Below are 23174 nucleotides of genomic sequence, written 5' to 3'. Positions count from 1 at the left end.
ACTACTCACTACTCACTACTCACTACTCACTACTCACTACTCACTAATCCCTTCTCTCACGAAATATCCTCCGGCCGCCTGCCGGGCCGGCTCTTGTAGGACGCAAACGACCAGCCGAATTTGAGCGCGCCGCCGCGCACGGCGAATGCCGCGGCGAAACCGGCCAAGCCTGACACGATCTGCGGCAGTCCGGCGACATCGCCCAATGTGAAGATCGACGCGCCGACCAGGGCGGCCGTAACATAGATTTCCGGCCTCAACAGCACCGAAGGCTCCCCTGCCAGCACGTCGCGCAGGATGCCGCCGAATGTGGCGGTCAGCACGCCGGTGATGACGGAAACGACCGGCGAACCGGTGATGGCCAACCCTTTGGCCGCACCCATCACCGAAAAAGCGGCCAGCCCGACGGCGTCGAGCCAGAGCAGCCACTTCCAGCGGGATTCGACACGGTGCGCGCTGAAAAAGACCAGCACCGCAACCGCCGCGCAGATCAGCACATAGCTGGAATTGGCGATCCAGAAAACCGGCAGGTTAAGGATGACGTCGCGAAGAGTGCCGCCGCCGATGCCGGTGACGCACGCCAGGAAAAGGAAGCCGATAACGTCGAGCTGCTTGCGCGACGCGGCAAGCGCACCTGTCGCCGCGAAGACCGCAACGCCGGCATAGTCGAGAAGCGCGATGGGGTTCAAGGGCGGGACCAGGGAGTAAGGCAGCAGGGGAGTAGGGGAGTAGGGGAGTAGGGGAGTATGTTTAGCACGAAGCCGTACTGTTGATACGCCCCTTACTGCCTTACTGCCTTACTGCCTTACTGCCCTATTCCCTATTCCGCCAACTACGCATCCTTCTCCGCCTGCTCGTTGACGGGCCCCGGCTCGACCGGCGCTTCGCCGGCGGCGAGTTTCGGGCCGCCCTTGGCAACGCCGACCATGGCCGGGCGCAGCACCCGCTCCCCGATCGAATAGCCCGGCTGCACGACCTGCACCACCGTGTTGGCCGGCACATCGGGATTGGGCACTTCGAACATGGCCTGGTGGAAATTGGGATCGAACTTCTCGCCTTCCGGCGCGAGCTTCTTGACGCCGTGCCGCTCCAGTGCGGACAGCATGGCACGCTCGGTGAGATCGACGCCGTCGATCAGCGCCTTGAAACCCGCATCGCCGGACGCCTTGGCCTCGGCGGGAATAGCGTCCAGCGCGCGGCGCAGATTGTCCGAAACCGACAGCATGTCGCGGGCGAAGTTCGCGACCGCATAGGTACGCGCGTCATGCACGTCGCGCGCGGTGCGGCGACGCAGGTTCTCCATCTCGGCCGCAACGCGAAGCGCCCTGTCCTTCAGCTCTTCATTCTCCTTCAGGAGCCGCACAACCGCTTCATAATCGCCATCGACGCCACCTTCCGTGCGCTCGGCATTGGCTTCGGTCGCCTCAATTTCGTCGGGCGCGCGTTCGTCTTTTGCCTGGTCGCTCATCGCCGTTTCCCATCATCTCGAATAGTGTGGATTTTGAGCCCGATATCGAGGTTTGGTGGGCAAAAATCAAGGGGTAAGCGAAGGCACGCGCCCAGCCGTTCAAACCGAATGGCGATCAGTGCGATGCTTCGATTTTAATTCAAACTTTACCATAGCTTCCACCTTTGCTTGCCCCGGCGGCGCGATCGGGGAACCATTTGCTGGCTGGAGGATTTTCGAACCGACACAGGATTTTTGAAATGACACCCCGCGACAAGGGCGAAAAGAAAGATCGGATCGCCGCCGAAATCCGGCGCCAGCTAGGCACGGCGGCGGTGAGACGCTTTCTGCATGCGCTGCCGGCCTTTCGCGCCGAGAAAGACATTCCCGACCGCTTCCGGGACCAGCTCGAACGTCTCGACGGCCTGGAGAACAGCATGGCTGGCGGCGCGCGCCATTGATGCATGTGACCGGATGCGATCCGGGTTGGCAGAGTTGCAAGGGTTAGAACAGAACCTGAAGTCGCGGCCTGGATCGAGGATCCACGCCCTATCGCGACAATTACGCGCGGTAATTTCTCGTGATTAGCCTTGCGGGAGCCGGGCCCCTCCGCTTATGCTTCATGATGAACATGATTTCCCCCGAGACTGCCGCCAGCAGCAAGCGTGCCTGGTTGAAGATCCTGGCGCGCTACAAGAAGCCGGACAGGCGGCGCAGCGCCGTCGAACTGGCGATCACCCTGATCCCTTTCGCAGCACTCTGGGCGCTGTCCTCGATCGCCTTTGCCTATGGCCATTGGTGGGGGCTGGTGCTGATCTTGCCGGCGGCGGGCTTCCTGGTGCGGATTTTCATGATTCAGCACGATTGCGGGCACGGATCTTTCTTCGCCAACCGCACCGCCGATGACTGGATAGGCCGCGTCCTGGGCGTGCTTACGCTGACGCCTTATGATTGCTGGCGGAGTGCTCATGCCACCCATCATGCCAGCGCGGGTAATCTCGACGAGCGCGGCGTTGGCGATATCAAGACGTTGACGGTCGCGGAGTACCGGCGGATGTCCTGGAGAGGTCGCCTCGCCTATCGTCTCTATCGCCATCCCCTGGTCATGTTCGGACTGGGGCCGATATGGCTCTTCATCTTCGAGCAAAGGCTGCCGGTCGGGATGATGCGCGGTGGCCTGAAGCCCTGGGTATCCTCGATGGCCACCAACCTCGCCATCGTGCTGGCAGCGTCGATCCTGATATGGTTCGTCGGTATTGGCGCTTTTCTGGTCGTCCACCTGCCGATCGTCATCCTTGCCGGATCGGCCGGCATCTGGCTGTTCTATGTCCAGCACCAGTTCGAGGAGACCGAATGGGCGAAGGACGATGAGTGGGAGTTCCAGCGTGCCGCCTTGCACGGATCCTCCTATTATGACCTGCCGCCGGTGCTGAACTGGTTCACCGGCAACATCGGTGTCCATCATGTCCATCACCTCTCCGCGAAGGTGCCAGGCTACCGCCTGCAGGAAGTGCTGCGCGATTATCCGGAACTGCGCGGCATAGGCCGCATCACCCTTCTTGAGAGCCTGCGCTGCGTCAAGCTGGCGCTGTGGGATGAAAACAGCGGCAAGCTGGTATCGTTTCGTCAGGCACGGATGGCGGCGTAGCCATCTTCTGCCTGGCTCTGCTGTCGCCGATCCGCCGGCCGGCGCCTTCCCGCCGTCGTGACGGGGAGAGGACAGACGGCGTAAACCTGTCGCTGGGAAGTGTCGTGACGTCAGCCGGCACGCAGCCGACGCCAGGAGTATTTTGGTCCCTTGGGCTTCGGCACGGCGGCAGGCTGGTAGTAGAGTCCCAATCCGCCGGTGCGGCCTTCGTCCAGCCGCTTCAAGAGCACGGGATTGGAGATTTCGAATTCATCGAAACCGAGCCGCAGCATATGCGGCAGTTGGTCGACCAGCACCTGGCCGGTGGCGCGCACGGCACCTTCGAAATGATGTCGGCTGCGCAGCAATTCGCCCTTTGAGAAGGAGCGGCCATCGCTGAACGACGGAAAAGCCAGCGCCACCAGCGACAGTTGGTCGAGCAGGCCAGCAATCCTTTCGAGCTGATCGCCGGGTTGCAGCACGACACCGATCCTTTCCTTGGCCGACCGGCGCACCTCCGGATCGAGATCGAGAAACGCCTGCAGCGGCAGGATGAAGCGGCCATTGCCGGACAGCGCTTCCGCGCCTTCGGCATGAGCCCACTCATCCTCGCGAAAACCCGTCGGGGTCCAGAGGCGGGTCTCCGGTATCGTCGGTTCAGTCATCGAAATTTCCTAAAATTCAAAGAGCTCAAGGTGTGTGTTGAGATTCAAGCAGGCCCTAGTCGAAAACGGTAGCTTCCGAGAGCCGGAGCGGAGCGTACTTGTAGTACGTGAGCCTCCGAAGCCGCCGTTTGCAGGCCGGCCTCACCTGAATATCAGCATACCCTATAGCGATGCGTCGGTCAGCGACTTCTCCAGTCCCGACAGGTGAATGCCGCACTCGGTCTTGGCATGGCCGGCCCAGCGGCCGCTGCGCGCGTCCTCGCCCGGCTGCACCGGCTGGGTGCACGGGAAGCAGCCGATCGACAGATAGCCATAGGCGACCAGCGGATTTTCCCGCAGTGCATGCGCGCGCATGTAGTCCGCCTGGTCCGACGTCGTCCAGTGCGCCAGCGGATTGATGCGGATACGTGGGCCGACCGCCTCGAACACCGGAAGTGCTGCGCGCGTCGAAGCCTGGAAGCGCTTGCGGCCGGTGAACCAGGCGCGGAAAGGCGCCACGCCCCGTGCCAGCGGCTCGACCTTGCGCACGTCGCAGCAGGCGTCGGTGTTGGTCTGGTGCAGATTGCCGGTCGGATCGATCCGCTCGAGTGCTGCCTCGTCGGGCTTGATCACCTGGATGTTGGTCAACCCGAAATCGGCGACCAGGGCGTCGCGATAGCCGAGCGTCTCCTCGAAATGCTTGCCAGTATCGAGAAAGATGACCGGCAGCGAGCGATCGACTTCGGAAATCATGTGCAGTAGCACGGCCGAATCGGCACCGAAGGAAGACACCGCGGCAATCTCATCGTGAAACAGGTCGCCTGCCGCGCGTTCGATGATGTCGAGCGGATTCAGGTGGCCGTAAAGCGCGTCAAACCCCGCCGCTTTGGCGGCGATGCCGTCATCGGCGTCGACGATAGGGTCAAGCGGCCTTGGCTTCGCCAGCATAGAGCGCCTCCTTGAACGGCGCGGGACCGACACGGCGGTAGGCGTCGATGAATTTCTCTTGTGAGTTGAGCCGAAGGCCGAGATAGGTCTCAACGATCTGCTCGATGGCGTCGGTGATCTCTTCCGACGAGAAGCCGCGGCCGATGATCTCGCCCACCGAAGTGTTCTCGTCGGCCGAACCGCCAAGCGTCACCTGGTACAGCTCCGTGCCTTTCTTTTCGACTCCGAGAATGCCGATATGTCCGACATGGTGATGGCCGCAGGCATTGATGCAGCCGGAGATCTTCAGCTTCAACTCGCCGATCTCGCGCTGCCGCTCCAGCGAGGCGAAGCGACGCGAGATCTCCTGCGCGATCGGGATCGAACGCGCTGTGGCCAGCGCGCAATAGTCGAGGCCCGGGCACGAGATGATGTCCGATATCAGGTTCGAATTGGCGGTCGCCAGGCCGATATCGACCAGCGCGTCATAGACCGCCTTCAGGTCGGCGCGCGCCACATGCGGCAGGATCAGGTTCTGCTCGTGGCTGACGCGCAACTCGTCGTATCCATACTTCTCGGCGATATCGGCAATCGCTTCCATCTGGCTGTCGGTCGCATCGCCCGGCACTTCGCCGATACCCTTCAGCGAGATGGTCACCGCCGCATAGTCGGGGTGGCGATGCGTCACCACGTTCTGGTCGAGCCAATCCGAGAAGCCCTTGGAATCGAGGCGTGCCAGCTTTACAGCCTCGTCGCCGTCCGGCCGCGCGGTCAGCGCTGGTGGCGCGAAATAGGCGTCGATGGCGCGGATGTCTGCTTCCGGCAGCTTCAACTCGGCGTCCTTCAATTGCTGCCATTCCGCCTCGACCTGGCGCGTGATCTCCTCGACGCCGGTCTCGTGGACCAGGATCTTGATGCGCGCCTTGAACTTATTGTCGCGGCGGCCATGCAGGTTGTAAACGCGCAGGATCGCCGTGCAGTAGGACAAAAGGTCGGCTTCCGGCAGGAAATCGCGGATCTTCCTGGCGACCATCGGCGTGCGCCCCTGGCCGCCGCCGACATAGACGGCGAAGCCGAGCTCGCCGGCCGCGTTCTTCTTCAGGTGCAGGCCGATGTCGTGGGTCTGGATGGCGGCGCGGTCGCGCTCCGCGCCGGTTACCGCGATCTTGAACTTGCGCGGCAGGTAGGAAAACTCCGGATGAACAGATGACCACTGGCGCAGGATTTCCGCATAGGGACGCGGATCGGCGACCTCGTCGGCCGCCGCACCCGCGAAATGGTCCGCGGTGACGTTGCGGATACAATTGCCGCTGGTCTGGATGGCGTGCATCTCGACACTCGCCAGATCGGCCAGGATCGCAGGAATGTCGGACAGCGCCGGCCAGTGGAACTGGATGTTCTGGCGCGTGGTGAAATGGCCGTAGCCCTTGTCGTATTTGCGCGCGATGTGGCCGAGCATGCGCAACTGCTTGCTGTTCAGCGTGCCATAGGGCACCGCGATGCGCAGCATATAGGCGTGCAATTGCAGGTAGACGCCGTTCATCAGCCTGAGCGGCCGGAACTGGTCCTCGGTGATCTCGCCGGCGAGCCGGCGCTGGACCTGGTCGCTGAACTCGGCGACGCGGGCCTGGACAAAATCGTGATCGAACTCATCGTAGCGGTACATGCTTCGTCTTTCAGGGCGCGTCCGCCCGTGTTCACTTCTGGTCTGGGCTTACGCCGCCCGGGAGGCCTGCTTGCCAAGATCGTTGCGAATGGTCGGGCCCGCGGCGCGGATCTTCTCGCGCAACCGCACCGGCTCGACAACGCCGTTCACGATTTCGGCATCGATGAGGTTGACGTCGAGGACTTCGTTGTCGGCGTGGGCCTTGGCACCGATCGCTTCCAGGCGATCCTCGGCCGCCTTGTCATGGGCGAGGTCGGCATGGTCCGCCCTCTCGGCCCAGCCGCCGTCTGCGTACCAGACGGCGATGCCGTCGGCGAGCCGGTTGGCGGTCAGTATCTTCATTGCTGAACTCCCTCGGTGGCAGCTATGGGCGCACCTTCATGCCTGTGTGCCGCGAGCGGTTCGGACCGTTCGAAATTGGCGCCGGCGACCGCATCGCCGATGATGGTCATGACCGGACCTGAGAGATCGGCGCGCGCTTCCAACGACGGCAGGTCGGCAAGCGTGCCGTGGAAACGGCGGCGATTGCCGAGGCTGGCATTCTCGACCACGGCTACCGCCGTATCGGGCGAAAGCCCGGCCTCGATCAGCCGGCCGGCAATCTCCGCGGCCACCGAGCGGCCCATATAGACAGCAACGGTGGCACCCGAAATGGCAAGCTTGGCCCAGTCGGGCAGCGAATTGCCCTTGAGATCATGACCGGTGGTGAACACCATCGAGGAGGAAACCCCGCGCAGCGTCAGCGGCAATTCGAAATCGGCGGCGGCAGCGAAAGCAGCGGTAACGCCCGGAACCACCTCATAGGCGATGCCGGCATCACGCAGCGCCGCCATCTCCTCGCCGGCCCGGCCGAACACCAGGGGATCGCCCGACTTCAGCCGCACCACACGCTTGCCTTCGCGGCCAAGCTCGACCAGCAGCGCATTGATCTCGGCCTGGCTCTTGGTGTGACAGCCTTTGCGCTTGCCGACCGCCAGGCGCTCGGCGTCGCGTCGGCCCATGGCGACGACAGCCTCCGGCACCAGCGCGTCGTGGACGATGACATCGGCCTCCATCAGCAGGCGATGCGCACGCAGCGTCAAAAGGTCCTCGGCACCGGGGCCCGCGCCAACCAGGGCGATATGGCCTGAAGCGGATGCAGCCGAACGCAGAAGATCGGCGGCTGCGTCATGCGCCTGCGAAAGCTTGCCAGCTTCGACGGCGCGCGCCGGCGCACCGCCGAAGAACTCGCTCCAGAACCGGCGGCGCGAATTGCCCCTGGGCAGGCTTTCAGCGGCGGCCCGGAACGACGCGGCGAGAGCCGCCAGCCTGCCCAACGAAGGCGACAGCATGCGGTCGATGCGGGCACGCAGCATCTGCGCCAGCACCGGCCCAGCGCCTTCCGTGCCGATGGCGATCGCGACCGGTGCGCGATTGACCAGCGCCGGGGTGAAAAAATCGCAAAGCTCCGGCCGGTCCACCGCATTGACGGGGATGCCGAGCCGGCGCGCATCCTGGACAACGCGCCGGTCGAGCGCCTCATCGCCGCTGGCAGCGAACACCATCACCGAGCCTTCCAGCCGGCTCGCCTCATAGGCCGCGATGTGGGTGGCGCCACTCTGCGCGATGAAGCCGAGCATGTCCGGTGAGGCGCTCTCCGCGACGATGCGCAGCGTAGCGCTGGACTGCCCAAGCAATCGTGCCTTGGCCAACGCTTCGTCGCCGCCGCCGACGATCGTTACGGCTTCGTCCTCGACCCGTACGAAGACGGGGAAGGCATTGAGCTTGGGGGCGGGCTGCGGCATGGATACGAACGGAATCCTGATCTGGTCTTCACTTCTACGCGTGGGCGCGAAAAAGCTGAAGAAACCCACTCGCGCATCACCTTCCGGGATGCAATCGCTTTTTCTAAAGGGCCGCGGCCAAGAGAAAAATATTCCACCTTGTTGCGGAGACCGGCATCAAGCCGCTGTCGCGGGCCTTGATTTCTCCTCTTTTTTGGGCCGAACGCGCTTTATGACAAAACCGTTTTTTCTAAATTCTACTAATTTAGTAGATTAAAGCTGCCTGGCGGTCGTGCGCGCGCCTCCACCTCGACGGAGCGTCCGTATGACCTGGCTTTTTGGCTGGAACATTACCGGATCGAGGCGCGTTCCTTCCGCATGCGCAATTCAAAATCATACCTGGCCGCGGCGTGAAGCCAAGCGTGGCGGCAGCGAAGGAAGGAGCCCGGCGTCATGAGCGCGATCAAGTTGAAGCACGGCATCTGGATCATGGTGGCCGACGGAGAAAAAGCGCTCTTCCTCAGAAATGCAGGTGACACCAAATTTCCGAACCTCGAAGTGGTGCAGGAAGTGAGGCAGGACAACCCGCCAACGCGCGAGCAAGGCAGCGACAGTCCCGGTCGCTACAATGACGGTCCCTCGGTTCACCGCAGCGCGGTCGAGGAGACGGATTGGCATCGGATCGGCAAGGAGCGCTTTGCCGACGAACTCGCCGAACGGCTCTACAAGCTGGCTCATCGAGGCTCTTTTGACGAAATCATCCTCATCGCGCCGCCGCTCGTGCTCGGCGCGATGCGCAAGATCCTGCACAAGGAAGTCAGCGACAAGGTCAGCGCGGAAATTCCCAAGACGCTGACCAACCACGCGGTATTCGAGATCGAGGCTCTGTTGCGGGCAGCTTGATCGTTGCCTATCGAGCGCCGCCATTGCGGCGCATGATTTCGGCTGACCTCGGATTCCGGCTTGCTTGCCCACCGGCGAGGTATTTGTCGCTTCACCGGCAATTCCCGGTTTTGCGGGGTTGCGTGGCCGACACCCAATCCACCATATTGCAAACAGGCGGCGGCTTCGGGCGGCGCATATCCTGCATCGCTGGCTTGAAAGGCGCTCCATAGACAATGCCGCATGACACTCCCCTTATCGCCACCATCGTAGCCGGTCTGGGGCTCGCTTTCGTCTTCGGCGCTCTCGCCAACCGCTTCCGCATTCCGCCGCTGGTCGGCTATCTCGTGGCCGGCGTGCTGGTTGGGCCGAACACGCCCGGTTTCGTCGCTGACGCCGGCCTTGCCAATGAGCTCGCCGAAATCGGCGTCATCCTGTTGATGTTCGGCGTCGGCCTGCATTTTTCGCTGAAGGATCTCCTGTCGGTCCGCGCCATTGCCGTGCCCGGCGCCATCGTTCAGATCGGCTTTGCCACGGCACTCGGCGCGGGGCTTTCCTGGATGCTCGGCTGGTCGGCGGGAGCAGGACTGGTCTTCGGCCTGGCGCTGTCGGTGGCCTCGACCGTGGTGCTGCTGCGCGCCCTGCAGGAGCGCCGCCTGATCGAGACCGAGCGCGGCCGCATTGCCGTCGGCTGGCTGATCGTCGAGGACTTGGCCATGGTGCTGGCCCTGGTGCTTTTGCCAGCGCTTGCCGGCGTGCTTGGCGGCCAGGAGCAGGCGGATGCCCATGCGAGCGGCCTGCTGTCGCTGCCCGCGAGCTACGGCATCTGGGGTGTCGTCGGCATCACGCTGGCCAAGGTCGCCGCCTTCGTCATCGTCATGCTGGTGGTAGGCCGCCGCGTCATTCCCTGGATCCTGCACTATGTCGCCCATACCGGCTCGCGCGAGCTGTTTCGGCTTTCGGTGCTGGCGATAGCGCTTGGCGTCGCCTTCGGCGCGGCCAAGCTGTTCGGCGTCTCGCTGGCACTGGGCGCTTTCTTCGCCGGCATGATCATGAGCGAGTCCGAACTCAGCCACCGCGCCGCGGAGGAATCGCTGCCGTTGCGCGATGCCTTCTCGGTGCTGTTCTTCGTCTCGGTCGGTATGCTGTTCGACCCGTTCAGCCTGTTCAGCAACGGCTTGCCGATTCTGGCAACGCTCGCCATCATCGTCGTCGGCAAGTCGCTGGCGGCCTTCCTCATCGTCGTCGCCTTCGGTTATCCCCTGGCGACGGCGCTGATGATTTCGGCGAGCCTTGCCCAGATCGGCGAGTTCTCCTTCATCCTGGCCGAACTCGGCGTCGGGCTGAAACTGCTGCCCGAACAGGGGCGAGACCTCATCCTGGCGGGCGCCATCCTGTCGATCGTGCTCAACCCGGTGATGTTCCTGGTCATCGACTGGATGAAGCCATGGCTCGAGGCCCGCGCCGCCAGGACGGCGCCGCCTGTTGAGCCCAAACCGGTCGGCCCGGCGACGGAGCCCGGCCAGGTGGCTTCCGTCGCCTCGGCGGCGAAGCAGGAGGATGGGCCGCCGCCAAGAACGGCCCTCAGCGGCCACGCTATCCTGATTGGTTACGGCCGTGTCGGCAGTCTCGTCGGCGCTGCGTTGAAGGAAGCCGCCCTGCCCTTCCTGGTGGTCGAGGATGCCGACAAGACACTGGTGAAGCTCAAGGCCGAGGGCACCGAGACAGTGGCGGGCAACGCCGCCAATGCCGAAGTGTTTGCAGCCGCCAATCCCGAAGGCGCGAAACGGCTGATCCTGGCCATCCCCAATGCCTTCGAGGCCGGTCAGATCGTTCTGCGTGCGCGCGCCGCCAATCCCGCCATCAACGTCGTCGCCCGCGCCCATTCCGATGCCGAGGTCGAGCATCTCAAAGGGCTCGGCGCCGATACGGTGATCATGGGCGAACGCGAGATCGCGCGCGGCATCGTGGAAGAGGTGCTTGGTCACAAGCCGCGGGCGGCTGAACCGTCCGCCGCCTGAGCCGATCCTGCACGGACCTAATCCGTGCTTAGCGAGAACGCGGCCGATTGTGGAGGGCTGGACCTCGAACAGGTGGGGCGGCCTTGGACGCGCCCGCTGACATCGGTCACTCCTGCCATTTGTCTTCGTATCGCGCTCAACCGAGTTCTTGGGCGAGTCCGATGAGCAACCCCTCAGGCCCACGGATGTAGCAGAGCCGATACACGTCTTTATACTGGATTACTTCGCCTACGAGCTGCGCGCCGCGCGTGCGGAGCCTTTCAAGCGTCTCGTCGATGTCATCCACGGTGAACATGACGCGCAGGTACCCTAGGGCGTTGACCGGGGCGTTCCGGTGATCTGCGACGACAGGCGGCCTGAGGAACCGGGAGAGCTCGAGCCGGCTATGGCCGTCCGGTGTGCGCATCATGGCAATCTCGACATGCTGATCGCCCAGTCCGGTGACACGTCCGGCCCATTCTCCTTCGATCGTGGCCCGTCCTTCAAGCTCGAGGCCGAGTTCGCGAAAGAAATCAACCGCCTCTCCGAGGTCTTCGACGACGATTCCTACGTTGTCCATCCGCTTGAGCGCCATGTTTCCATCTCCAAGGTGTCGTTCGAATCTACAAGGCGTCGCCTGGTCTAACAATGGATGCTCGAGGTGCTCCGCCTGCAGCCAGGTTGATCACGCCACGAAGGCAGAGCCGCCATTTTGCGCGACGCTGCCGAGGTATTTTGCCGGCGGCTTGCCAAGCGCCTTTTTGAACATGGTGATGAAGGCGGTGACGGAATCATAGCCGAGATCGCCGGAGACCTGCTGCACGCTCGCACCGGAGGCAAGTTCTCGAATTGCGACGATCAGATGCAACTGCTGGCGCCAGCGTCCGAAGCTTAAGCCAGTCTCCTTCACGACGAGACGGGCGAGACTGCTCTCGCTGAGCGCAACCCGGCTGGCCCATTCCGACAATGTGCTGCGGTCGGCGGGATCCTGCGCCAACGCTTCGGCGATCCGCCTCAATCGCGGCTCGGATGAGATCGGCAGATGCAGCCGCTGGACAGGCATGCGCGGCAGCTCAGCAAGCAGCATCCTGATCAAAAGCGCATCCCTCGCCTCATCATCCCCCACGCCATCGGACAGTTCGATGATCAGTTCGCGCAGCAGCGGCGAGACCGAAAGGGTGCAGCACCGGTCCGGCAATTCGGCGGCTCCCGGCTCGATGTAGACGAAGAAGATCCGGGCGTTGGCGGTCGCGATATTGCTGTGCTCCATGTCGCCGGGAATCCACACCCCGCAATGCGGCGGCACCATCCACAGGCCGCTCGGGACGCGGCATGTGACGCCACCGCCGAGCGCGAAGACGAGTTGGCCTTTGCGATGCCGATGGGAGGGGACTTCGGCCCTGGTTTCGGTAACGTCGACGCGCACGGCGATTGCCGGTGCGAGGACGTCATCCACATTGAAATCGAGCCATGGGTAACGAAGAGGTTGTCTCATGATTGACGGCTTTTAGCGATTAAACGCCACGATAGCTAAATTCTTCAAGCTGGGAAGTCGATAGGTTCCAGCTTGCCCATGCACCCGGTTGATCAGGATGCCACCGCGCTTTGCATCCACAAACCAGCAGGAAGGTACGTCTCATGCTCGCCCTAGCCATATCTTCCGACAGCCCCGCCGGACTGACGCTTGCCGAGGTCGAGGACCCACGGCCTCTCGCAAACGAGGCGCTTGTCTCGGTCCACACAACCTCGTTGAATCGCGGCGAATTGCGCCTGCTCACCATACGCCCGGACGGCTGGATACCCGGCCAGGACATCGTCGGGATCGTCGAACGGCCAGCGGCCGACGGCTCCGGGCCAGCCGTGGGCGCCCGCGTCGCGGCCTTGGTCGACCAGGCCGGCTGGGCCGAACGCGTCGCGGTTTCGACCGACCGCCTCGCCGTCCTGCCGGATGAGGTCAGCTTCGTTTCCGCGGCCACGCTTCCGGTCGCGGGCACCACCGCGCTCAGGACTTTGCGCCATGGCGGCGACCTTGCCGGCCAACGGGTCCTGATCACCGGCGCAAGTGGAGCGGTCGGCCGTTTCCAGATCCAGATCGCGCGCGAACAGGGCGCGAGCGTGACCGCGGTCGCGGCCTCCCGGCATGGCGAGGATCTCCGCCGCCTGGGTGCCGGGCAAGTCGTCGAGTCGATCGAACTGGCCGTGGGGCCGTTTTCGCTGATTACCGAATCGGTCGGTGGCCAAAGCCTCGCCCACGCGATCGAACGCGTCGCTCCTGGCGGGACGATCGTCATGTTCGGCTCAAGCAGTGGCGAACTCACGCCAATTGGGTTCCGCCAGTTCGTTCCGGGTCACGAGGGGGCGAGGCTTCAGACTTTCGCCTACTACACGTCTGGCGCGGGCATTGGCTCGGACATCGCCTCGCTACTCGCTCTCGTTGCGGCCGGCCGGCTGGAAACCCGCGTCGCCCTGACCATGCCATGGACCGACATCGCCCAAGCCCTGGACGCTCTGCGACAGCGCAGCTTCAGCGGCAAGGCCGTTCTCACCATGACCGGATGAACGATCCCTAGCCTGAGATCAGTCCGCTCACACGTGCTGGCCGCCATTGATGTGGATTTCCGAACCGGTCACATAAGACGCCTGCCCGGAGCACAGGAAGAAGATGATGTCGGCGACCTCGGCCGTGGTACCCAGCCGCCTGAGCGGAATGGTCTCGACGATCTTGTCCGTGCCTGGCGACAGGATCGCGGTGTCGATTTCGCCCGGCGCAATGGCGTTGACGCGGATCCCGTGCGGCCCGAAATCATGCGCCATCTCGCGCGTCAGCGAGCCGAGCGCCGCCTTGGATGTCGCATAGGCGGTGCCGGCGAAGGGGTGCACCCGGGTGCCGGCGATCGAGGTGACGTTGACGATCGACCCTTTCGCCGATGCCAGTTCCTTGAACAGCCCGCGCGCCAGCATGATCGGCGCGAAGAAATTGACCTGGAACACGTCGCGCCAGACATGCATCGGCGTGTCGATGGAGTTCATGCGGCTGTTGCCGTCCTTGAGCTTTGGCGAAATGCCGGCGTTGTTGACCAGCGCGTGCAGCTGCCCGCCATGCGCCTCGAGCCGGTGGCGGATTTCGGAGACGGCGATGCCGACATCCTCCTGGTCGGCGAGATCGACCTTGATGTGGTCCTCGGGCCCGGCCGGCCACGGGCAATCCTCGGCAAACGCCTGGCGCGAGCAGGTGATGACGCGCCAGCCCTCGCGCGAGAAACGCTTGACCGTGGCATGGCCGATGCCACGGCTGGCGCCGGTCAGCACAATGGTCTTCCTGGTGTCGATCTCTGCCATGTCGGGAGGTGTAGCCGAACGGTGTGGCGCTGGCGAGAGGCGAGTTGCCGCTAGCCTCCGCCGAGAATGTCGAGGATCGACGTCTGCCGCTTCTTGAGCGGACCGCCGACACTGCCCGGCGGCACCGGATGTCCGACCGAGGCGGTGGTTCCGGAGTCGCCCGGCATATCGAAACCGTCGGCGTCGACCGTCTGGGCCGGGCGGGGCGCGCGAACCGGCGCTGGCTGCGCCGCGACGGCAGCGGGCGCCGACTGGCCGACAGGCGCTTGCGGCTTCGGAGCCGGCTGTGTCGCATCGGCCGACGGGATTTCGTCCGGCACGATCCTATCGGCCGGCGTCGATTTCCAGGTACCAGGCAGCGGCCGCACGGGCACGCCCTCATGCGCGGCGACCATGAACTCGTGCCAGGCCTGCGCCGGCAGCGCGCCGCCGGTGACCTTCTTCATCGGGCTGCCGTCGTCATTGCCGAACCATACGCCGGTGGTGAGATTGGCGGTGTAGCCGACGAACCAGGCGTCGCGCGAATTCTGGCTGGTGCCGGTCTTGCCGGCCGACGGCCAGGTGAAGGCCGCCTTCCTGGCCGTGCCGATCTCCACCGTCCCGGTCATCATCGAGTTCATCATGCCGACGATCTCGGGCTTCACCACGCGCGGCGCGCTGCCGCTGCCGGCGTCGTACAGCACCTTGCCCTCGGCTGATGTCACGCGGCGGATGAAATGGATGTCCGGCTTGTAGCCGCCATTGGCGAAAGGCACATAGGCCGAGGTCAGCTCCAGCGGCGTCACTTCCGACGTGCCTAGCGCGATCGAGGTGTTGGCCTGCAGATCGGACTGGATGCCCATGCGATGCGCCGCCTCGACCACTGCGTCCGGCCCCACTTCCATGGTCAGCTGGGCCGCCACCGAGTTCAGCGACTTCGCCAAGGCGGTTGCCAGCGTCACCTTCCCGAAATACTTGCCGCCGTAATTGTCGGGTGTCCATTTGCCGATCTTGATCGGCGCATCGTTGCGCACGCTGTCGGGCGTGCGGCCGGCCTCGAGGGCGGCCATGTAGACGAACGGCTTGAACGCCGAACCGGGCTGCCGGCGCGCTTCCGAGGCGCGGTCGAACTGGCTGGTCGAATAATCGTAGCCGCCGACCATGGCACGCACCGCGCCCGAATCGTCGATCGACACCAGCGCGCCCTGGGTGACGTTGAGCTTCTTGCCGCTTTCATCGATCAGCCGGCGGATCGATTGTTCCGCGAGCTTCTGCAGGTTCAGGTCGACGGTGGAATCGATGACGATGTCGCCGCGCACGTCGCCGATCAGATCGGGCAGCTCTTCCATGATGGTGTCGGCGACGTAGTTTTCCGAGCCTGTCCAGTAGGACGGCGCGCGCGTCGCCGGCGCGCTCATCGCCGTGGTCAGTTCCTTGGCGCTGATTTTGCCTTCGTCGCGCATAGCGGCGAGCACCAGCTGCGCGCGGTCCTCGGCGGCCTTGGGATCGCGCGCCGGCGACAGTCGCGACGGCGCCTTCAGGAGACCGGCAAGCAGCGCCGCCTCCGACAAGGTGACATCGCGCGCGCTCTTGCCGAAATAACGGCGCGAGGCCGCTTCGACGCCATAGGCGCCCGAGCCGAAATAGACCCGGTTGAGGTACATTTCGAGGATCTGGTCCTTGGTGTGCTTGTGCTCCAGCCACAGCGCCAGCAGCACCTCCTGCACCTTGCGCTCCAACGTCCGGTCTGGCGTCAGGAACAGGTTCTTGGCCAGTTGCTGCGTCAGCGTCGAACCGCCTTGCGAGAAATGCCCGCCGGCGAGGTTGGCGACCATGGCGCGCGACAGGCCGATCGGATCGACGCCGAAATGCGAATAGAAGCGGCGGTCCTCGATGGCGATGACCGCCTCGGGGATGTAGGGCGACATTTCGTGCAGGCCGACCGCCTCGCCGCCGCTCATGCCGCGATTGGCGAGCAGCTGGCCGTCGGCGGAGACGATCTTGATGTTGGGCGCGCGATCGGGGATCGACCAGGTCGTGGCCGCCGGCATCTTGGCGCCGTAGTAGACGACGACTCCGGCCACCGCGATGCCGCCCCAGATGGCCAGCACGAAGCACCAGTAGACCAGCCGGCCGAGCACGCCGAACAGGCCGCGCCGGCTTCGGTCGCGCCTGGCACGCGACGATTTTGCCTTCGGCGGTTTGCGTTTGGCGGAGGCTTTGCGGTTGCTGGGCACGACGCGATCCTCCTCGCTCACCGAAAGACCGGTCTGGGATCTCGCTTGTGGCGGTCCCTCGAAACTGGGTTCGATGCGGCTGTCTCTGCGGTTCGCCATGCGCTGCGCTTGATATCCCGATGCCTATGGCGTTCGGGTTGCAGAGTAGATGCGGCGGTTTAAAGGCGGGTTAAATCCGGCAGGCAGCGATAGTCAGGCGTGGGGAGCAATGCGGAGCCGGCAAGCCCGGGCTCCGTTCAGTTCTGCTGGATCGAGATGCCCTTGTCGTCGATCTTGAGCTCCACGCCTTTCGGCTTGGTCTGTTCGCGGTAGACGTAGACGCCGAGCGCGATGACCACGACGACGAGCGCGCCAATGACGAGATAAAGCGTATTCTGTTTCATGGCGCGCTCCTCGGTGCCCGGCCTCAGGCTCGCTTCAGGACCCTGACCAGGATCAGCAGGATGATGGCGCCGATCGTGGCGTGGATGATCGAGGCGAGGATGCCGCCGCCGATGGACAAGCCGATCCGCGGGAACAGCCAGCCCGCGATGAACGCGCCGATGATGCCGACGATGATGTTGCCGATCAGGCCGAAGCCGAAACCGGAGACGATGAGACCGGCGAGCCAGCCGGCGATGGCACCGATGATGATGAAGACGAGCAGGCTTTCGACGCCCATGGCGATTTCCCTCCGAGCAAGAGGCGAGCGCGGAGCGGAAAGCCCCGAATCGGCCTCGATATCAACGGCTTCAGGCTATGCGAAAGCCGCCGCCCTCGCCAGCGGCCTGCTCATTGGTCGCCGTCGTCGCTCCCGGCGGGCCGCCAGCTCGTCGGCTCGACCTTCTTCTGCGTATCGCTGTCGATGTAGACCCACCAGCCGCCGTCCCGGTATTGCGCGATGGATTCGTTGAGCACGCCGTCGCCGTCCTTCCAGGTCACGGTGACCTTGGAGCCGTCGGTGGGCGCGGTCGATATGGGCTTCCTATCCGCCATGTCATCCCTCTTTTCGAGCCGACGGAACACGACGGCCGGCATCTGGTCCCGGACGGAACATCGGCGGCAGCGCCGCGACGCCGTCAGCTATGAGCGAAAATATCCTCTTCGTCCCAGCCCATGAGGTCAAGCTTGGCGCGTGTCGGCAGGAAGCGGAAACAGGCGTCGGCCTCTTTCGTGCGATCCTCGCGCGCCAGCCGCGCCGCCAGCACGTCGCGCAGCCGGTGCAGATAGAGCACGTCGGATGCGGCGTATTCGAGTTGTTCGGGCGACAGCGTTTCGGCCGCCCAGTCCGACGATTGCTGCGCCTTGGACAGGCCGACGCCCAGAAGCTCGAAGCAGATGTCTTTGAGACCATGCCGGTCGGTGTAGGTGCGGGTCAGCCGCGAGGCGATCTTGGTGCAGAATACCGGCTCGGGCATCACACCGAACGCATGGTAGAGCACGGCAAGGTCGAAGCGCCCATAGTGGAACAGCTTGGTCACGCTGTGGTTTCCCAAGAGCTTGACGAGGTTCGGCGCTTCCTTTTGGCCCGGCGCGATCTGGATGACGTCGGCGCTGCCGTCGCCGGGTGAAATCTGCACCACGCACAACCGGTCGCGATGCGGGTTCAGGCCCAGCGTTTCCGTATCGATGGCAACCGCCCCGACATTGTAGCGGGACAGGTCGGGCAGATCGTTTTTGTGGAAACGGATATCGCTCATCGTCTTCTCCGGGGTCGCGCTTTCGGCATCGCGCATCCATCGAGCGGACGCGCGCGCTCCAGCACGTTGCGCTGGCAACCCGTCCTTGCCGTGATCGGCGGAAAAATCAACATAAACTTGATTTTCCCGCCTTTCGTGAGTTCCCGGCTCAGCGCGTGAGCGCGTCCAGAATGCGCGCCCAGGAGCGCTGGCCCTTGTGGAAGGAACTCAACTCGTACTTTTCATTGGGCGAGTGGATGCGGTCGTCGTCGAGGCCGAAACCGACCAGCAGCGACTCCATGCCGAGATAGGTCTGGAAGTCGCCGACCACGGGGATCGAGCCGCCGCCGCCGATCGTCACCGCCGGCTTCGGCCATTCGTCCGACAGCGCCGTCTTGGCCTTGGCCAGGAACGGCGAGTCGTAGGAAAGCTGGATCGCCGGCGAGCCACCATGCGGGTGGAACTCCACCGAACAGTCGGCCGGAATGCGCTCCCTGACGAATTGCTGGAAGGCGGCGCGGATCTTCTTGGGATCCTGCTTGTGGACGAGGCGGAAAGATACTTTCGCCGAGGCCTGCGCCGCAATCACTGTTTTGAAGCCCTTGCCGGTATAGCCGCCGGTGATGCCGTTGAACTCGGCCGTCGGCCGTGCCCAGGTGAGTTCCAGCAGCGAGCGGCCCTTTTCGCCCGACGGAATCGACAGGCCGACGGGGCCAAGGAACGTCTCGGCCGTTTCGCCCAGCGTTTCCCATGATTTCAGGATCTGCGACGGCGTTTCCTCGACGCCGTCATAGAAGCCCGGGATGGTGATATGGCCGTCCTTGTCGTGAATGTCGGCCAGCACCTTTGCCAGGATGCGGATCGGGTTGGCAGCGGCGCCGCCATAGAGACCCGAATGCAGGTCGCGGTCGGCGGCCTTCACGATGATCTCCTCGCCAACCAGCCCGCGCAGCCCCACGCAGATCGACGGCGTGTCGCGGTCCCACATGCTGGTATCGCAGACCAGCGCGAAATCAGCCTTGAGTTCATCGGCATTGGCTTCGAGGAAGGGCTTCAGCGACGGCGAGCCCGACTCCTCCTCGCCCTCGAACAGGATGGTGATGCGGCACGGCAGATTGCCATGCACCTGCTTCCAGGCCCGGCAAGCCTCGACGAAGGTCATCAACTGACCCTTGTCGTCGGCCGAGCCGCGCCCGGTGATCACCTTGTGGCCGGGCTCGATCTCCTTGACCGCCGGCGCGAACGGGTCGTTTTCCCAAAGCTCGATCGGATCGACCGGCTGTACGTCATAGTGGCCATAGAACAGCACATGCGGTGAACCGGCCGGCCCATCATGATGCGCAACCACCATCGGGTGGCCGGGCGTGTCGCGCACGCTGGCGTCGAAGCCGATCACCTTGAGTTCTTCCACCAGCCATTCGGCCGCCTTGCGGCAATCGGCGGCATAGGCCGGATCGGTGGAGATCGACCTGATCCGGAGCAGGCCGAACAGGCGCTCCAGGCTCTGGTCGAGATTCTTGTCGAGACGGTCGAGAACGGGGGAAATTGACATTGGCGAGCCTTTCGATTCAGTGCCGGAACCGTAAAGGCAGAGCGGGCAAACGAAAAGCCCGGGAGCATTGGACCACGGGCTCAAGCGTTATTCGAAACAAAAAAGACCGCCGTGGTGGAGGGGGAACCACGGCGGCCCTTCTACTCGAAACGATGCGGCAGCCCGGAGAGGGGGGATAGGCTGCCGCAGGTGTCCGGGATAGGCGGGGGACGGGCCTTGCTCCGGACGTCGGCGAAAATTGCCGATGACATTTATCTGTGTCCTCGAACGTGGCGATTCAAGGGCACGAATATTACACTTTTGTAACATGGCCGTGAGCTGCCGTTCGACAGGTGGGACCAAGCCCTCCCGCGGGCGAAAATAATGCCGATTTCAGCTCTTTCCAACCAACCCGTCGCCTGCCTGTCAGGGTGTTGCTGGAAGCGGTGCCTTTGGCATGGACCAAGCCGCCGCGCCGCGCTATCCCTGCCGGCATGAAAAAAGGCGATCATCTCTTTCTTGTCGACGGCTCCGGCTACATCTTCCGTGCCTATCATGCGCTGCCGCCGCTGACCCGCAAGTCCGACGGCCTGCCGGTCGGCGCCGTGTCCGGCTTCTGCAACATGTTGTGGAAGCTGATGCAGGATGCGCGCAACACCGATGTCGGCATCGTGCCGACGCATTTCGCCGTCATTTTCGACTATTCGTCGAAAACCTTCCGCAACGATCTCTATCCCGAATACAAGGCCAACCGTTCGGCGCCGCCGGAAGACCTGATCCCGCAATTCGGCCTCATCCGCCAGGCGACCAGGGCGTTCAACCTGCCCTGCCTTGAGATGGAAGGGTTCGAGGCCGACGACCTCATCGCCACCTATTGCCGGCTTGCCTGCGAGGCCGGCGGCGACACCACCATCATCTCCTCCGACAAGGACCTGATGCAGTTGGTCGGCCCGACGGTGAGCATGTACGATCCGATGAAGGACCGCCAGATCGGCATTCCCGAGGTCATCGAGAAATGGGGCGTGCCGCCGGAGAAGATGATCGACCTGCAGGCATTGACCGGCGATTCCGTCGACAATGTTCCCGGCGTGCCGGGCATCGGACCGAAGACCGCGGCGCAATTGCTCGAACAGTTCGGCGACCTAGACGGACTGCTTGAGCGCGCCGGCGAGATCAAGCAGGAGAAACGACGCGAATCCATCATCGCCAATGCCGACAAGGCGCGCATCTCGCGCCAGCTGGTGACGTTGAAGAACGATGTGCCGGTGGCCGAGGGGCTGGACGAATTCGTCCTGCACGCGCCGGACGGGCCGAAGCTGATCGGCTTCCTCAAGACCATGGAATTCTCTTCGCTGACCCGCCGCGTGGCGGAAACGACGGGAACCGAGGCAAGCGACGTGCAGGCGGTCGCGGTGACGGTCGAACGCGCTGATTTCGCGCATGGACCCGATGTCGGCGCCGGCGCGCCGGTCGCGCCCAGCGCCGAGGCGAAGCAGGACGGCGAGACGGCCCTGGAAGCAGGCGGCGGCACGAAGGAGGGCAACACCCCTTCGCTTCTGTCGGCGCTTCGCCTGGAGGCCGCCACCGCCCGCAAGATCGACATTTCGGCCTATCAATGCATCCGCGATGTCGCCAGCCTGAAGGCCTGGGTCGCCGAGGCGCTGGAGACCGGCATCGTCGCCTTCGATGCCCGCGCGACGTCGCCCGATCCGATGCAGGCCGAACTGATCGGCTTGTCGCTGGCGACGGCGCCAGGTCGCGCCGCCTATGTGCCGTTCGCCCACAGGAGCGGAAATGGCGACCTGCTCGGCGGTGGTCCGATCGACAACCAGATCCCGCTGCGCGAGGCGCTGACCGTGCTGAAACCGCTGCTCGAGGACAAGTCTGTCCTCAAGATCGCGCAGAACCTGAAATACGATCTCGTCATCATGAGCCGCTACGGTATCGACGTCGGCCCTTTCGACGATACCATGCTGATCTCCTACGTGCTCGATGCCGGCACCTCGCATGGCCACGGCATGGACGCGCTTGCCGAGAAATGGCTGGGCCATAGTCCGCTTCAGCTCAAGGACGTGACCGGCTCCGGGAAAAATTCCGTCGGCTTCGACCAGGTCGACGTCGACAAGGCGACCGCCCACGCGGCCGAGGACGCCGATGTGACGCTCAGGCTCTGGCTGGTGCTGAAGCCGCGGCTCGCCGCCAAGGGCCTGGTGTCGGTCTATGAACGGCTGGAACGGCCGCTGGTGCCGGTGCTGGCGCGCATGGAACAGCGCGGCATCTCGGTCGACCGGCAGATCCTGTCGCGGCTGTCGGGCGAACTGGCCCAAGGCGCAGCCCGGCTCGAGGAAGAAATCTACCAGCTCGTCGGCGAGCGCATCAACATCGGCTCGCCCAAGCAGCTCGGCGATATCCTGTTCGGCCGCATGGGTCTGCCCGGCGGCTCCAAGACCAAGACCGGCCAATGGTCGACCTCGGCGCAGCTTCTGGAAGACCTCGCCGCCGAAGGCCACGAACTGCCGCGCAAGATCGTCGACTGGCGCCAGCTGACCAAGCTGAAATCGACTTACACCGATGCGCTGCCCGGCTTCGTCAACCCGGACACCAAGCGCGTCCACACCTCTTACGCGCTCGCCGCGACGACGACGGGGCGGCTGTCATCCTCCGACCCGAACCTGCAGAACATCCCGGTGCGCACCGCCGAAGGCCGCAGGATCAGAACGGCCTTCATCGCCGACAAGGGCAACCGCCTGGTTTCGGCCGACTACAGCCAGATCGAATTGCGCGTGCTCGCCCATGTCGCCGAGATCCCGCAATTGCGGCAGGCCTTCGCCGACGGCGCCGACATCCACGCCATCACGGCCTCGGAAATGTTCAACGTGCCCGTGGAGGGCATGCCTTCGGAAGTGCGCCGCCGCGCCAAGGCGATAAATTTCGGCATCATCTACGGCATCTCGGCTTTCGGCCTTGCCAACCAGCTGTCGATTCCGCGCGAGGAGGCCAGCAACTACATCAAGAAATATTTCGAGCGCTTCCCCGGCATCCGCGACTATATCGAAGAGACCAAGGCCTATGCCCGCGAGCACGGTTTCGTCGAAACCATCTTCGGCCGCCGCATCCACTACCCCGAGATCCGGTCCTCCAATCCCTCGATCCGCGCCTTCAACGAGCGCGCCTCGATCAACGCGCGCCTGCAAGGCACCGCCGCCGACATCATCCGCCGCGCCATGGTGCGCATGGACGAGGCGCTGGAGAAGGCCAGGCTTTCGGCCCGCATGCTCTTACAGGTGCATGACGAGCTGATCTTCGAGACGATCGAGGCGGAAGTGGAGGCGACGATCCCCGTCGTGCGCCATGTCATGGAGAATGCGGCCATGCCGGCGGTGTCCATGTCGGTGCCGCTGCATGTGGACGCTCGAGCGGCGAACAATTGGGACGAGGCGCACTAGCGCCGGGCCGGCATCACCTGAATATCAA

Annotated in this window: 22 protein-coding genes; 6 read left to right on the top strand and 16 right to left on the bottom strand. The window is 64.0% G+C overall.

The window, feature by feature from the left end; all coding sequences use genetic code 11:
• Positions 1-56: 56 nt before the first annotated feature.
• Positions 57-689 carry a trimeric intracellular cation channel family protein gene (locus FJ946_RS11330; protein WP_140500230.1) on the bottom strand — a complete coding sequence of 211 codons (633 nt, stop codon included), beginning with the start codon at positions 687-689 and terminating at the stop codon, positions 57-59.
• Between the two features lie 143 nt (positions 690-832).
• Positions 833-1468, bottom strand: a complete 636-nt coding sequence (gene grpE / locus FJ946_RS11325) for a nucleotide exchange factor GrpE (protein WP_140549492.1) — start codon at positions 1466-1468, stop codon at positions 833-835.
• Between the two features lie 239 nt (positions 1469-1707).
• On the opposite strand from grpE, the gene FJ946_RS11320 reads away from it, so the two are divergent.
• Positions 1708-1908, top strand: coding sequence for a hypothetical protein (locus tag FJ946_RS11320; RefSeq protein WP_140500234.1), 201 nt, complete (start codon positions 1708-1710; stop codon positions 1906-1908).
• 164 nt (positions 1909-2072) lie between these two features.
• Positions 2073-3095, top strand: a complete 1023-nt coding sequence (locus FJ946_RS11315) for a fatty acid desaturase (RefSeq protein WP_140566117.1) — start codon at positions 2073-2075, stop codon at positions 3093-3095.
• 110 nt (positions 3096-3205) lie between these two features.
• On the opposite strand, the gene FJ946_RS11310 is transcribed toward FJ946_RS11315, so the two are convergent.
• From FJ946_RS11310 to cysG, 5 genes are all read right to left on the bottom strand, one after another.
• Complete coding sequence (locus FJ946_RS11310; protein ID WP_140500236.1) at positions 3206-3739, bottom strand: DUF934 domain-containing protein; 534 nt, start codon at positions 3737-3739, stop codon at positions 3206-3208.
• Positions 3740-3901: 162 nt separating this feature from the next.
• Positions 3902-4666 (bottom strand): phosphoadenylyl-sulfate reductase, encoded by a 765-nt coding sequence (locus FJ946_RS11305; protein ID WP_140500238.1) that lies wholly within the window; start codon positions 4664-4666, stop codon positions 3902-3904.
• Positions 4641-6311: a nitrite/sulfite reductase gene (locus FJ946_RS11300; RefSeq protein ID WP_140500240.1), complete on the bottom strand. Its 1671-nt coding sequence runs from the start codon at positions 6309-6311 to the stop codon at positions 4641-4643. Before FJ946_RS11300 ends, FJ946_RS11305 begins: the two co-directional genes overlap by 26 nt.
• A gap of 48 nt (positions 6312-6359) precedes the next feature.
• Positions 6360-6653 (bottom strand): DUF2849 domain-containing protein, encoded by a 294-nt coding sequence (locus FJ946_RS11295; RefSeq protein WP_140500242.1) that lies wholly within the window; start codon positions 6651-6653, stop codon positions 6360-6362.
• Positions 6650-8095 (bottom strand): siroheme synthase CysG, encoded by a 1446-nt coding sequence (cysG, locus tag FJ946_RS11290; protein WP_140500244.1) that lies wholly within the window; start codon positions 8093-8095, stop codon positions 6650-6652. The genes FJ946_RS11295 and cysG overlap by 4 nt, the downstream gene beginning before the upstream one ends.
• 432 nt (positions 8096-8527) lie before the next feature.
• Between cysG and FJ946_RS11285 the strand changes: the two genes are divergently transcribed.
• Positions 8528-8977 (top strand): host attachment family protein, encoded by a 450-nt coding sequence (locus FJ946_RS11285; protein ID WP_140500246.1) that lies wholly within the window; start codon positions 8528-8530, stop codon positions 8975-8977.
• 215 nt (positions 8978-9192) lie between these two features.
• Positions 9193-10977 (top strand): cation:proton antiporter, encoded by a 1785-nt coding sequence (locus tag FJ946_RS11280; protein ID WP_140560241.1) that lies wholly within the window; start codon positions 9193-9195, stop codon positions 10975-10977.
• 136 nt (positions 10978-11113) lie between these two features.
• Here the strand turns inward: FJ946_RS11280 and FJ946_RS11275 are convergent, their stop codons facing one another.
• Positions 11114-11551 (bottom strand): VOC family protein, encoded by a 438-nt coding sequence (locus FJ946_RS11275; RefSeq protein ID WP_140566071.1) that lies wholly within the window; start codon positions 11549-11551, stop codon positions 11114-11116.
• Positions 11552-11641: 90 nt separating this feature from the next.
• Positions 11642-12451, bottom strand: coding sequence for a helix-turn-helix transcriptional regulator (locus tag FJ946_RS11270; RefSeq protein WP_140558379.1), 810 nt, complete (start codon positions 12449-12451; stop codon positions 11642-11644).
• Between the two features lie 143 nt (positions 12452-12594).
• Between FJ946_RS11270 and FJ946_RS11265 the strand changes: the two genes are divergently transcribed.
• Positions 12595-13515 carry a zinc-binding dehydrogenase gene (locus FJ946_RS11265; RefSeq protein ID WP_140566069.1) on the top strand — a complete coding sequence of 307 codons (921 nt, stop codon included), beginning with the start codon at positions 12595-12597 and terminating at the stop codon, positions 13513-13515.
• Positions 13516-13542: 27 nt separating this feature from the next.
• On the opposite strand, the gene FJ946_RS11260 is transcribed toward FJ946_RS11265, so the two are convergent.
• From FJ946_RS11260 to FJ946_RS11230, 7 genes are all read right to left on the bottom strand, one after another.
• On the bottom strand, positions 13543-14295 hold the full coding sequence (locus FJ946_RS11260; protein ID WP_140500256.1) for an SDR family oxidoreductase: 753 nt from the start codon (positions 14293-14295) through the stop codon (positions 13543-13545).
• A 50-nt stretch (positions 14296-14345) separates the two neighbouring features.
• Positions 14346-16610, bottom strand: a complete 2265-nt coding sequence (locus tag FJ946_RS11255) for a transglycosylase domain-containing protein (RefSeq protein WP_140522540.1) — start codon at positions 16608-16610, stop codon at positions 14346-14348.
• 137 nt (positions 16611-16747) lie between these two features.
• Positions 16748-16894, bottom strand: coding sequence for a hypothetical protein (locus FJ946_RS11250; protein WP_140500260.1), 147 nt, complete (start codon positions 16892-16894; stop codon positions 16748-16750).
• A gap of 23 nt (positions 16895-16917) precedes the next feature.
• Complete coding sequence (locus tag FJ946_RS11245; protein WP_140500262.1) at positions 16918-17172, bottom strand: GlsB/YeaQ/YmgE family stress response membrane protein; 255 nt, start codon at positions 17170-17172, stop codon at positions 16918-16920.
• A 110-nt stretch (positions 17173-17282) separates the two neighbouring features.
• Entirely contained in the window at positions 17283-17486 is a 204-nt protein-coding gene (locus tag FJ946_RS11240) for a hypothetical protein (RefSeq protein ID WP_140547282.1), read from the bottom strand.
• An 83-nt stretch (positions 17487-17569) separates the two neighbouring features.
• Positions 17570-18190: a ribonuclease D gene (locus FJ946_RS11235; protein ID WP_140500266.1), complete on the bottom strand. Its 621-nt coding sequence runs from the start codon at positions 18188-18190 to the stop codon at positions 17570-17572.
• A 148-nt stretch (positions 18191-18338) separates the two neighbouring features.
• Entirely contained in the window at positions 18339-19721 is a 1383-nt protein-coding gene (locus FJ946_RS11230; protein WP_140566066.1) for a M20/M25/M40 family metallo-hydrolase, read from the bottom strand.
• 473 nt (positions 19722-20194) lie between these two features.
• On the opposite strand from FJ946_RS11230, the gene polA reads away from it, so the two are divergent.
• A complete protein-coding gene (polA, locus tag FJ946_RS11225) occupies positions 20195-23146 on the top strand; it encodes a DNA polymerase I (RefSeq protein ID WP_181167738.1) in 2952 nt (983 codons plus the stop codon).
• Positions 23147-23174 lie beyond the last annotated feature (28 nt).

The organism is Mesorhizobium sp. B2-4-7, assembly GCF_006442685.1.
Taxonomy (GTDB): Bacteria; Pseudomonadota; Alphaproteobacteria; order Rhizobiales; family Rhizobiaceae; genus Mesorhizobium.
The sequence above is the reverse complement of the archived record's forward strand: the minus strand, read 5'-3'. Positions and strand labels throughout refer to the sequence as shown.

Bases quoted from the DNA above. Each gene is read 5' to 3' on its own strand.
- FJ946_RS11240 (WP_140547282.1), bottom strand. From the start codon at position 17,486: ATGGCGGATAGGAAGCCCATATCGACCGCGCCCACCGACGGCTCCAAG.
- FJ946_RS11235 (WP_140500266.1), bottom strand. From the start codon at position 18,190: ATGAGCGATATCCGTTTCCACAAAAACGATCTGCCCGACCTGTCCCGC.
- FJ946_RS11280 (WP_140560241.1), top strand. From the start codon at position 9,193: ATGCCGCATGACACTCCCCTTATCGCCACCATCGTAGCCGGTCTGGGG.
- FJ946_RS11305 (WP_140500238.1), bottom strand. From the start codon at position 4,666: ATGCTGGCGAAGCCAAGGCCGCTTGACCCTATCGTCGACGCCGATGAC.
- FJ946_RS11260 (WP_140500256.1), bottom strand. From the start codon at position 14,295: ATGGCAGAGATCGACACCAGGAAGACCATTGTGCTGACCGGCGCCAGC.
- cysG (WP_140500244.1), bottom strand. From the start codon at position 8,095: ATGCCGCAGCCCGCCCCCAAGCTCAATGCCTTCCCCGTCTTCGTACGG.
- FJ946_RS11315 (WP_140566117.1), top strand. From the start codon at position 2,073: ATGAACATGATTTCCCCCGAGACTGCCGCCAGCAGCAAGCGTGCCTGG.
- FJ946_RS11270 (WP_140558379.1), bottom strand. From the start codon at position 12,451: ATGAGACAACCTCTTCGTTACCCATGGCTCGATTTCAATGTGGATGAC.
- FJ946_RS11320 (WP_140500234.1), top strand. From the start codon at position 1,708: ATGACACCCCGCGACAAGGGCGAAAAGAAAGATCGGATCGCCGCCGAA.
- FJ946_RS11275 (WP_140566071.1), bottom strand. From the start codon at position 11,551: ATGGCGCTCAAGCGGATGGACAACGTAGGAATCGTCGTCGAAGACCTC.
- FJ946_RS11295 (WP_140500242.1), bottom strand. From the start codon at position 6,653: ATGAAGATACTGACCGCCAACCGGCTCGCCGACGGCATCGCCGTCTGG.
- FJ946_RS11300 (WP_140500240.1), bottom strand. From the start codon at position 6,311: ATGTACCGCTACGATGAGTTCGATCACGATTTTGTCCAGGCCCGCGTC.
- polA (WP_181167738.1), top strand. From the start codon at position 20,195: ATGAAAAAAGGCGATCATCTCTTTCTTGTCGACGGCTCCGGCTACATC.
- FJ946_RS11245 (WP_140500262.1), bottom strand. From the start codon at position 17,172: ATGGGCGTCGAAAGCCTGCTCGTCTTCATCATCATCGGTGCCATCGCC.
- FJ946_RS11265 (WP_140566069.1), top strand. From the start codon at position 12,595: ATGCTCGCCCTAGCCATATCTTCCGACAGCCCCGCCGGACTGACGCTT.
- FJ946_RS11230 (WP_140566066.1), bottom strand. From the start codon at position 19,721: ATGTCAATTTCCCCCGTTCTCGACCGTCTCGACAAGAATCTCGACCAG.
- grpE (WP_140549492.1), bottom strand. From the start codon at position 1,468: ATGAGCGACCAGGCAAAAGACGAACGCGCGCCCGACGAAATTGAGGCG.
- FJ946_RS11285 (WP_140500246.1), top strand. From the start codon at position 8,528: ATGAGCGCGATCAAGTTGAAGCACGGCATCTGGATCATGGTGGCCGAC.
- FJ946_RS11250 (WP_140500260.1), bottom strand. From the start codon at position 16,894: ATGAAACAGAATACGCTTTATCTCGTCATTGGCGCGCTCGTCGTCGTG.
- FJ946_RS11255 (WP_140522540.1), bottom strand. From the start codon at position 16,610: ATGGCGAACCGCAGAGACAGCCGCATCGAACCCAGTTTCGAGGGACCG.
- FJ946_RS11310 (WP_140500236.1), bottom strand. From the start codon at position 3,739: ATGACTGAACCGACGATACCGGAGACCCGCCTCTGGACCCCGACGGGT.